General features: G+C 62.3%; 11 protein-coding genes. 9 read left to right on the top strand and 2 right to left on the bottom strand.

The window, feature by feature from the left end:
• The first annotated feature begins 146 nt into the window (after nucleotides 1-146).
• From C4S68_RS00440 to C4S68_RS00420, 5 genes are all read left to right on the top strand, one after another.
• Nucleotides 147-833 (top strand): 4-hydroxy-tetrahydrodipicolinate reductase, encoded by a 687-nt coding sequence (locus tag C4S68_RS00440; protein WP_103931080.1) that lies wholly within the window; start codon nucleotides 147-149, stop codon nucleotides 831-833.
• Between the two features lie 161 nt (nucleotides 834-994).
• Entirely contained in the window at nucleotides 995-2,260 is a 1,266-nt protein-coding gene (locus C4S68_RS00435) for an aminopeptidase (protein ID WP_103931079.1), read from the top strand.
• Nucleotides 2,261-2,550: 290 nt separating this feature from the next.
• Nucleotides 2,551-3,246, top strand: a complete 696-nt coding sequence (locus C4S68_RS00430; protein WP_103931078.1) for a GNAT family N-acetyltransferase — start codon at nucleotides 2,551-2,553, stop codon at nucleotides 3,244-3,246.
• A 23-nt stretch (nucleotides 3,247-3,269) separates the two neighbouring features.
• The gene (locus C4S68_RS00425; protein WP_103931077.1) at nucleotides 3,270-3,590 is read left to right on the top strand and encodes an N-acetyltransferase; all 321 of its coding nucleotides are present in this window, start codon (nucleotides 3,270-3,272) and stop codon (nucleotides 3,588-3,590) included.
• A 33-nt stretch (nucleotides 3,591-3,623) separates the two neighbouring features.
• Complete coding sequence (locus C4S68_RS00420) at nucleotides 3,624-4,937, top strand: GmrSD restriction endonuclease domain-containing protein (RefSeq protein ID WP_103931076.1); 1,314 nt, start codon at nucleotides 3,624-3,626, stop codon at nucleotides 4,935-4,937.
• A 252-nt stretch (nucleotides 4,938-5,189) separates the two neighbouring features.
• Here the strand turns inward: C4S68_RS00420 and C4S68_RS23070 are convergent, their stop codons facing one another.
• On the bottom strand, nucleotides 5,190-5,390 hold the full coding sequence (locus C4S68_RS23070; protein WP_160114931.1) for a hypothetical protein: 201 nt from the start codon (nucleotides 5,388-5,390) through the stop codon (nucleotides 5,190-5,192).
• On the opposite strand from C4S68_RS23070, the gene C4S68_RS00415 reads away from it, so the two are divergent.
• The 4 genes from C4S68_RS00415 to C4S68_RS00400 all read left to right on the top strand — a co-directional run bounded on the left by C4S68_RS00415 (nucleotide 5,389) and on the right by C4S68_RS00400 (nucleotide 9,613).
• Nucleotides 5,389-5,709, top strand: coding sequence for a type II toxin-antitoxin system RelE/ParE family toxin (locus C4S68_RS00415; RefSeq protein WP_160114930.1), 321 nt, complete (start codon nucleotides 5,389-5,391; stop codon nucleotides 5,707-5,709). The genes C4S68_RS23070 and C4S68_RS00415 overlap by 2 nt on opposite strands.
• Before the next feature lie 302 nt (nucleotides 5,710-6,011).
• Entirely contained in the window at nucleotides 6,012-6,632 is a 621-nt protein-coding gene (locus tag C4S68_RS00410; protein WP_103931074.1) for a TMEM175 family protein, read from the top strand.
• A 57-nt stretch (nucleotides 6,633-6,689) separates the two neighbouring features.
• Nucleotides 6,690-7,604: a 4-hydroxy-tetrahydrodipicolinate synthase gene (gene dapA / locus C4S68_RS00405; protein ID WP_103931073.1), complete on the top strand. Its 915-nt coding sequence runs from the start codon at nucleotides 6,690-6,692 to the stop codon at nucleotides 7,602-7,604.
• A gap of 122 nt (nucleotides 7,605-7,726) precedes the next feature.
• A complete protein-coding gene (locus tag C4S68_RS00400) occupies nucleotides 7,727-9,613 on the top strand; it encodes a sensor domain-containing diguanylate cyclase (protein ID WP_103931072.1) in 1,887 nt (628 codons plus the stop codon).
• Between the two features lie 48 nt (nucleotides 9,614-9,661).
• Here the strand turns inward: C4S68_RS00400 and C4S68_RS00395 are convergent, their stop codons facing one another.
• Nucleotides 9,662-10,036: a tautomerase family protein gene (locus tag C4S68_RS00395; protein WP_103931071.1), complete on the bottom strand. Its 375-nt coding sequence runs from the start codon at nucleotides 10,034-10,036 to the stop codon at nucleotides 9,662-9,664.
• Nucleotides 10,037-10,147: the final 111 nt, after the last annotated feature.

Raw genomic sequence — 10,147 nt, 5'->3', positions numbered from 1 at the left:
TCCTGCACCATCGCCTGTCCCTTTATGGCCCTCCCTGCCATCACTGCGGTAAACCACTTCGAACTCCGAAAGCAAAGCTTTGCGGCAGCTGCATGACGCCGAAGCAATCGAGCCAAATCTAACCTCACTCAACTACACTGTCCCCCATGCGCCTCCTCGTCCTAGGAGCCGGCAAGACCGGCAAACTCGTAGCAGAAGTAGCCGCCGAACACGGCCACAGCGTCCACGTCCTCGACGCCACCGAAAACAAAGACGGCGCCGCCCTCACGCACCCCTTCGTCACCGGCTTCGACGTCGTCATCGACTTCACCACGCCCGAATCCGTCATCACCAACATGCGCGCTTGCCTCGCCGTCGGCGCCAAGATGGTCATCGGCACCACAGGCTGGTACGAGAAACTCGCCGACATGAAGGCCCTCGCCGAGCGACGCGGCGGCTCCCTGCTCTACGGCACCAACTACTCCATCGGCGTCCAGAAGATGTTCGCCCTCGCGCGCTACTTCACCACCGCGCTCAAGGAGTCCGGCTACACCTTCTCCATCGAGGAGACCCACCACACCTCCAAGGTCGACGCACCCTCCGGCACCGCGCTCACCCTCCGCGATAACGTCGCCTCCGTCCTCGGCAACACCGACATCCGAATCGAGGCCCACCGCGTCGGCGACGCCGCCGGCACCCACACCCTCATCGCCACCGGCCCCAACGACCGCCTGCTCCTCACGCACGAGTCCACCTCGCGCAAGCCCTTCGCCGAAGGCGCAGTCCGCGCCGCCGAGTGGCTCTCCACCCACTCCGGCATCTACGACTTCCAGGACGTAGTCGAGAAGCTGTAGGGGCGCCTGCAGCTCTCCGTTGTTGGTTGTTAGGTGTTCGTTGTTAGGCGTTGAACAGTGCGTTGAGCAGGGGTAACTCACCCCTGGCAACTCACAACTCGTCCCCAACAACCAACAACGAACACCCGACAACCTCTTCCCCCCAGCGGTACACTTGCACCATGTCGAACGCTGCTGCCTCAACGTTTTCCGCTCTTCCCTTCAATCAGAAGCTGGACCGCCTCGCCGAGGTCGCGATCCGCATCGGCCTTGGCCTCCGCGAGGGCCAGGAGCTCTTCATGACCGCTCCCACCGACGCCATGCCGCTCGCCCGCAAGATCACCGAGCAGGCCTACAAGGCCGGAGCCAAGCTCGTCACCACCATCTACTCCGACGACGCCGCCACCCTCGCCCGCTACGCCCACGCCCCCGAAGAATCCTTCGACTACGCCCCCCAGTGGCTCTACGACGGCATCGCCGCCGCCTTCAAGTCCGGTGCAGCCCGCCTCGCCGTCACCGGCGCCAATCCCGCGCTCCTCGCCGGCCAGGACCCGAAGAAGGTCTCCCGCGCCAACAAGGCCACCTCCATCGCCTACAAGCCCGCGCTCGAGCTCATCACCCGCCACGAGATCAACTGGACCATCGTCGCCGCCGCCACGCCCGCTTGGGCCGCCATGGTCTTCCCCAACGATCCCATCGAGCTCGCCACCGACCGCCTCTGGGACGCCATCTTCGCCACCTCCCGCATCACCTCCGACGACCCCGTCGCCGCCTGGAAGCAGCACGGCGAGAACCTCAAGCAGCGCGTCGACTTCCTCAACAACAAGCGCTTCCACTCCCTCCGCTTCCACAACGACGAAGGCACCACCGACCTCACCGTCGGCCTCGCCGACCAGCACCTCTGGGCCGGCGGAGGCACCACCGCAGGCAACGGCATCTACTGCCAGCCCAACATCCCCACCGAAGAGTGCTTCACCACCCCGCACAAGGACCGCGTCAACGGCTTCGTCACCGCCTCCAAGCCGCTCTCCAACCAGGGTTCGCTCATCGAAAACATCCGCTGCGAGTTCGCCAACGGCAAGATCGTCAAAGCCACCGCCTCCAACGGCGAGGCCGCGCTCAACCAGCTCATCTCCACCGACGACGGCGCACGCAAGTTAGGCGAGGTCGCCCTCGTCCCGCATAACTCCCCCATCGCCCAGTCCGGCATCCTCTTCTGGAACACCCTCTTCGACGAGAACGCCGCCAGCCACATCGCCCTCGGCCAGGCCTACTCCACCTGCCTCATCGGCGGCGAACACATGAGCTCCGAAGAGCTAGCCAAACTAGGCGCCAACGAGTCCCTCATCCACGTCGACTGGATGATCGGCTCCGCGACGATGAACGTAGACGGCCTAGACAACAACGGCAACGCCCAACCCCTCATGCGCCAAGGCACCTGGGCGTAGCCCCAAAATCCGGGTGCCCCGGGTCTCGACTTTGAGACGTGGGTTCTCAGGATGAATCAGGACACCCCCATGTCATCCTGAGAAAGAAGCCGTCATCCTGAGCGAAACATCTCGCAGCAAAGCTGCGAGATGTGAAGTCGAAGGACCCCGAAGATCTCCACCCGCCAAGACCGCCAGTACCTTTCAGCCCCCAATCCGGGTGCCCCACGTCCCTCAAGGGACCCGGGCTAACATCAGAAGAACCCAGACCAGCCCGAAACCCTGGACCCTAATCCCTAATCCCTGCCGTTATGACCCTCCGCCCAGCCACCCCCGCCGACCTCCCCGCCGTCCTCGCCCTCCTCGACAGCTACTACACCGAGTTCGACATCTGGCAGCGCGACGACCCCGCCTACACCGCCCAATCCCTCGCCCCCACCACCGACGGCACCGGCTACTTCCTGGCCTTTGCCCCAGCTAAACCCACCCCAAATCAATCGCCAGATCAATCGGATCACGCTCAGCCCCACCCAACCCCCAACATCCAACACCCAACACCCAACACCGGCGACATCCCCGCCGCCTGCGTCATGCTCCGCCGTTTGCACCTCGACGCGCTAGCCGATCAGCCCCCAGACCCACCCGGACAAACACCCGCATCCCCACCCGCACTCCGGAGTAGCAGCGGGCTTCAGCCCGCGGAACCGGCGTCATCCACAACGGCGGGCTTCAGCCCCGGGACACTCCCGGCAACACCCCACCAGCCCACCGCCGTCGAGTGCAAACGCCTCTACGTCCTCCCCGCCTTCCGAGGCAACAAGCTGGCCGGCCCCCTCATGGACCTGGCCGAGCAAACCGCCCGCAACGCCGACCACACCTGGATCTACCTCGACTCCAAATCCGAGTTCCAGACCGCCATAGCCATGTACCGCCGCCGAGGCTACCAGGAAATACCCCGCTTCAACAACAACCCCCAGGCCACCATCTTCATGCGCAAACGGCTATAGCTGTAGCCTGTAAGCAGTCTCTGATGAGGTCGCAAGAACGGAAGGGCACGACTTCAGTCGTGCCGCAAAGCCCGCACAAATCATGCGGCTTTAGCCGCTGGGGTACGCTTGGATTAATTGATCAGAGGCTCCTTACGGATCAACCGCTCGCCCCGCAGCCGCTCAAACAGTTCGAAGAAGCTCTCATCCTCTTCGATAGGTCCGCATCCGTGTGCCAGACCGACACCAACGAAACCTTCGCCGCCGCCCTGGCCATGTACCGCCGCCGAGGCTACAAAGAAATCCCCCGCTTCAACGACAACCCCCAGGCCACCATCTTCATGCGCAAGCGAATTACCCCGTAGCGAAAATCCTGTTTACGAGGTAGATTCCCATGTATGCAATATTCGCAGGAAAAGCTCAAAGTTCGGGAGCTGGTTGATGCGTGGGGTAACAAGTCGCTTAGCGTCAACATCGAATACCAACGAGGTGCATCCTGGGGAACAAGCCAGCAACAGGGCCTCATCGATTCGGTATTTCGCACTTACCCGATCCCTAGGATTTTTCTCCATAAGCTAATCCGGCGCGGACTAGGAGGAGACTCCGCGGTTCGCTATGAGATTGTCGACGGCCAACAGCGAATCCGGGCTTTCGCCGATTTCTACGCGGGTCAGTTTGAACTGCTCAAGCCCGATGATAAGCAGTTGCGGCTACCCAATAGCCTGCGGAAGATCGACGCGCCATGGTCGGGTAGACGCTATTCGCAACTCGATGTTGGGCAAAGGGATCTCATCGATAATGCTGAAATCGACGCCTTCATCATCACAGAAGTCGTCAACGTTGATGAGATCCGTGACCTATTTATCCGCCTACAGTCGGGAACAGCCCTGAACCGCCAACAGGTAAGAGACGCTTGGCCCGGCGCACTCGGACCATTCATCGAGATACTGGCTGGAAAGCTGAGAAAAGAGCCTGCAAGTAAACTGTTTGGCCTCATAGACAGGCGGAGCGATCGCGGTGATGATGACGACGACAACTTCACAACCAATCGGCAAGTGTGTGCGCAGCTGTTCACGTTATTCCAAGCTCGAGCGCGCGATCCGCATGTTGCCCAGAGTATTACAGCGGACGATCTAGACCGGACCTATCACGCACATACAGAACTCGACGCAAATGGAACACTAGCAGCGAGCTTTATCAATTGCCTCAATCTGACCACCGACGTTTTGACAGCAGCCATGCTTCTTTCTGCCAAAGAAGGTAATACGAAGCGCAAATTCAAGAAATTGGATGTAATCTCTGCGTTTATGCTGATGCAGGATTTGTCTTTCAACCCCGCTTGGCGACCAAACTCCACGCTCTTTAGCCAGGTAGCAGACCATATCGTCAACTCGCCCAGCACCACGAAATCGGGCAAAGCAAGTAGCGGCAGGGCGATAAATTTGTATTACACGGAATGGAGGAGCCAGCTTCCATCGAAGCTCGGGATACACCTCGATCCTCAACGACTTTTCGATAGCGAGCAAAAGCTCGAGATCTTCGATCGAGACAAAGGAATATGCCAGATCTGTAACGTGGCCGTGGACAGCGGCGCTGAAGAGTACGACCACTTCCCGACGCCGCACTATCTGGGAGGCAAGACCCAGACGAGTAACGGGCGCCTCGTGTGTGCGAAGTGCCACCCGCGGGGAAGGCCCGCAACAGCTCCGTGAAGTGGGGCTCTTATTCCCATCATCACAACGCACCGGCTGGCTGTGAGACTCAGGACCAAGGGCCACCGGTTGGATGATGCAGACGATGTAAGTGTCGATGTCCTGCTGGAAGTGGTTTTAGACGGGTGGCCCATCCTTTTCACAGCTCCATCGTGAAAAGGGTGGGGTATCGTTCGCGCCAGCGAACGACCGCCTCATCCCTGACGCCACCCAAACCCCGACCCCGAACGGGTGTACCCTACCCCCATGCAGCTAACCGTTGAGATCCCGGACAGTCTCGCCGACCAACTGAAGGCCGCAGGCATGGACCCTGCCCGGATTGCCCTCGAAGCCTGGCGAGACTCCGTCGCCGACGCAGACGCCCGCGAAGCCATCCGCCAGGCCCGCGAAGATGTCCAGGCCGGCCGAACCGTCCCACTCCATCAAGGCTTCGCCCAGTTCCGCGAAAAACATGGCCTGGACCGTTGAGCTCACCGCGCGCGTTCTGCGCGAACTCGACCGCCTCTACCTCCATGTCAACGCGACAGAGTCCGCAGGCGCTGCCCGATGGTTCGCCGGGCTCGAAGACACGATAGGCCTGCTCGCCTCATCACCCCGCATGGGCAAGCCCACCCGCGAAGACCCGGCGGTCCGCGAGATCATCTACGGAAACAAGCCGCACTTCTATCGTGTGCTCTACGAGCTCAACGACGAATCGGAGCATGTCTACGTCCTGACGATCCGCCACGGCAGGCAGCTCCCGCCAAATCCTGGAGGCGAGGCTGGCGCGTGAAGGGAACAACGGTTCATCCCCACCCCAAACCCCTGTCAACCCACTCCAACTCCAAAATCCTCGCCAACACTGGCGATTCGCGCCAAAAATCCTGGCGTACTCCCCCCTCCCAACCACCTACAATAAGAAGAGAAGCAACCCAAGCGGCTCCCGCCCACCCCGGCTGGGCCCGCAGCGCGGCGTTCCGATGACTCCCCCATTCGGATTCCCCCGCCTAAAGTCCTTCACCTGAAGATTTTGGCGCCACCCGGGGGATGGGGGTACACCACCGCCCCCATCCCCCGTATCCTCATTCCATCGCCATGGAAGACAAACTCACACCGTCCCGCATGGAGGCCTTCTCCGACGGCGTCATCGCCGTCATCATCACCATCATGGTGCTGGAGATCCACGTGCCCACCCGCGACATCTCCAACCTCGATGGTCTCCGCCACATCGCGCCCATCCTCGTCGTCTACCTGCTCAGCTTCATCCAGGTCGGCATCTACTGGGTCAACCATCACTACCTCGTCGACGACCTCCAGCAGATCACGCACGGCATCCTCTGGTCGAACCTCGCCCTGCTCTTCTGCCTCTCGCTCATCCCCGCCGCCACCGCCTGGATGGGCGAACGCGGCCTGACCCCGTTCTCCATCGCGCTCTACGCTGCCGTCTGCATAGTCCCAGCCATCCCGTGGTTCGTGCTCTCCATGCTCATCTGCGCCCACAGCGGTATCGCCCCCGCCAACAGCCTCCTCAAGACCGCACTCTCCGCCTCCAGCTACCTCTGCGCCATCCTCGGCGCCCACTTCTCCACCTGGATCTCCCTCGGCTTCATCGCCCTCGTCGCCGTCATCTGGCTCATCCCTCCAAAACGTGTCGTCGAGCAGACCCGCGCCCAATCCCGCTGGCGCCAGGACCACGACCCGCTACCGCGCGACTGAACACTCTCCCGCCCTATCAACAAGCGCCCCAAAGGCTCTACACTTAACCCCGACTGTATGAACCTGCATGGCTGCGGCACCGCTCTCGTAACCCCCTTCCGTCCCGGCGGCTCGCTTGACGAGCCCGCGCTCCGCTCGCACGTAGAGTGGCAGATCGCCAATGGCGTCAACCTGCTCATCCCCGCCGGAACCACCGGCGAGGCCTCCACCCTCTCCGAGCAGGAGTGGATCCGCGTCGTCACCGTCACCGTCGAAGCCGCCGAGGACCGCGTCCCCGTCTTCGCCGGCTGCACCCACAATGCCACCGCCCAGGCCGTCGCCAACGCCCGCAGGATCGCCCGCGTCCCCGGACTCACCGGCATCCTCTCCGCGAACCCGTACTACAACAAGCCCAGCCAGGAAGGCCAGTTCCAGCACTTCCGCGCCATCGCGGAGGCCGTGGACCTGCCCGTGATGCTCTACAACATCCCCGGCCGCACCGGCGTGAACCTGGACCCCGCCACCGTCCTCCGCCTGGCCGAGCTGCCCAACGTCGTCGCCCTCAAGGAATCCTCCGGCAACCTCACCCAGATCACCGAGATCTGCAACTTCGCCCCGCGCAGCTTCCGCATCTTTGCTGGCGACGACGCCCTCGCCCTGCCCACCATCGCGGTCGGCGGCGCCGGCCTCATCTCCGTCGCCTCCAACGCCATCCCCCAGCAGATGGCCCAGATGGTGAACTCCGCGCTGGACAATAACTGGCTCACCGCCCGCCGCATCAACCGCAACTACTTCTCGCTGATGCAGGCCCACTTCTGGGAGCCCAGCCCCGCGCCGGTCAAGACCACGCTCGCCCTCCTCGGCCGCGGCAACGAAACCCTCCGCCTGCCCATGGTGCCCGTCACCGACGTCACCCGCCGCAAGCTCGAACGCCTCCTCGGCGAACTGGGCCTTCTGCAGGACAGCCCGGGCGACAACCTGCGGGTCTTTTAGCGAGTCGCTCCAACGAGTCGCAGCTCTGCACGTTTTTCGGATTTTTCATAGCACGAAGGTCGGAATTTTCGCCCTCCACGTACTATTCCGCCGCTTCCCACTTCCGTGATTGACTCAATCTCATGGGGACCGCGGCGCCGAGTTCTTCTTCTTGGTTCGAGAGAAACTCACAGTGCCTGCGCGCCGCCTCGACGGCCCTCGTACTGACGACCGTCGCTGTCCTCCTGACCTTCCGCAGCCTCCACGGCGTCCATAACGCCATCTATCTCTGGCCGGCTACCGGCATCCAGCTGGGCATCCTTCTCCCCGTCTGGAAGTCCTGCAGGATGCGCCTTCGCGCCCAGATCGCCGGGGCCTTCGGCGTCTTCTTCGGCTGCTTCCTCTCCGGACTTCCCCCCTGGTTCGCGCTCTCGATCGCCTTCATCTCCTTCGCTGACGTCTGGCTGGTGGGAACCATACTGTCCGTCAGCATCCTTGGCTTTGAGGATCTCAAGAAGCGTCGCAACCTCTGGCGGTTTCTCGTCGGAGCCCAGGCCGGCCCCGCCATGGGAGCCCTGCTTTCCTCCCTTCCCGTCACCTATTTCACCCACCTCCCCCTGCTCAAGAGCGCCGTCAGCGCCCTCCTCGCCGACTCACTCGGACTGCTTGTCATACTCCCGGCCGTACTCTTCATCTACACGGGGAAGTACCGCCGTATCAGCGTAATCGCTCCGTACATCCGGGCCTCCGCCGGAACGTTTCTCCTCTACACCGTCGTACTCGGTTACATCTTCTGGCAGTCGTCCTATCCCTTGCTCTTCGCCATCTTCCCTCCGATGGTCGTCCTGCTGGTCTCCATGGGACTCGAAGGCGGAGTCTATATCTCCGCCGTCACAGCCGCGGTAGGTCTGTACGCTACAAGCCACGGCCACGGTCCCATCATGCTCATTCACGCCGGCACGACGGATCGCTTCATCATCCTGCAGATGTATCTAGCGATGGTTACTGCGACAGCTCTGCCCGTCGGCGCATTGTGGGATGAACGCCTCCGCGCAGAAATCGTCGCCAACGAGGCCCGAGAGGTCTACCAGACCCTGCTCTCTCACGCCGACGACATGATCATCCTCTCTTCGCTCAACAGCGAACAGCGCTACGTCTCTCCGGCCTGCGAGAAGATCACCGGCTGGACTCCCGAGGAGTTCCTCCTCCTCGATCGCCAGAGCACCTTCCACCCCGACGACTATCCCCTCGCCGAACTCGTCGTCGAAAGCATCCGGCAGGGCAAGATGCACCACCAGTTCCGCTATCGCATCGCTCACAAGGACGGCAGCTGGCGCTGGGTCGAAGCCTCCGTCACCGCCTACCTCAACCCCAGCTCACACGAGGTCTCGGGCTACGTCGGCACGCTCCGCGACATCACCGAGCACCACCGCATCGAGCAGCAGCGCGACGCCCTCGAACGCGACCGAGAGAGCCTCGAACAACTCGCCCAGACCGATCCCCTCACCGGCCTGCCCAACCGCCGCGCCTTCGACTCCACCCTGCAGCTTGAGATCTTCTCCTCGGCCGCCACCGCACCGCAGGCCTCGTTGATGCTCATCGACATCGACAACTTCAAGCGCTTCAACGACACCTACGGACATCAGGCCGGTGACCGCTGCCTCATCGCCGTGGCGGATGCTCTGCGCGGCGCGCTCGGCCGCGAAGCGGACTTCGTCGGCCGCTGGGGTGGCGAAGAGTTCGTCGTCCTGCTCCCCGGCACCCCGCTCCGCGGCGCCCAGATCGTCGCCGCCGAACTCCTGCGCGCCGTCCGCGACCTGAACATTCCACACGAACACAGCCATCGCGGTTGCGTCACCGTCAGCATCGGCATCGCACCGCTCGACGATGACTCCCGCGCTGACTCCCGTGCCTGGCTCCAGAAGGCCGATCGCGCCCTCTACGAAAGCAAACGCATGGGCAAGGACCAGGTCCGGGTCAACCTCACCATGTACGAAGGCTCGCAGGACACCGACGCCATCGCCTCCTAGCGTAGCGCCCTGCCCGGTCGCATTGGCTCTCTCCCTTTGCCCTGCTGCTTACCAGGGTTGGCCATTTCCAAAAGACCAGTCTTCGCGGTCAACAAACACCAGGCTGATGAAGACGTCCTCGCGACGTACTCCGAGCCGGCGGTTCAATTCATCTGCGATTTGGCGAAAGAACGCGACCTTCTGCTCCTTCGTGTTTCCAACCGTGCTGGTCACTTGCAGGATGATCAGATCGGGAGAGCGATCGATGTTCAGGAACGTGGGGTCGTACACGAAGTTCTCGACGGCGTGCTCGCCGATGACCATGAAGCGGTCGCCTGCAGGTGCCTTGAGCACTCCAACGATGCCCTCATAGACGACATCGGCAACGGTAGCGCGGTATTCGGGGGACTTTCCCTTTGCGAGATCGATACGGGCGAATGGCATGACAGCCTCCTTGAAAACTGGGTGAGGGGTTGAGGTTACGGCGGTCTGAAGAGCTTCCGTCACAGGATTGACTTCGCTACTCCTACCGGCCACTTGGTAGGTTACGTAAGA

It is taken from the genome of Bryocella elongata, assembly GCF_900108185.1.
Lineage (GTDB): Bacteria > Acidobacteriota > Terriglobia > Terriglobales > Acidobacteriaceae > Granulicella > Granulicella elongata.
Note: the sequence above shows the minus strand (reverse complement) of the source record. Positions and strands in the feature narration are given on the sequence as shown.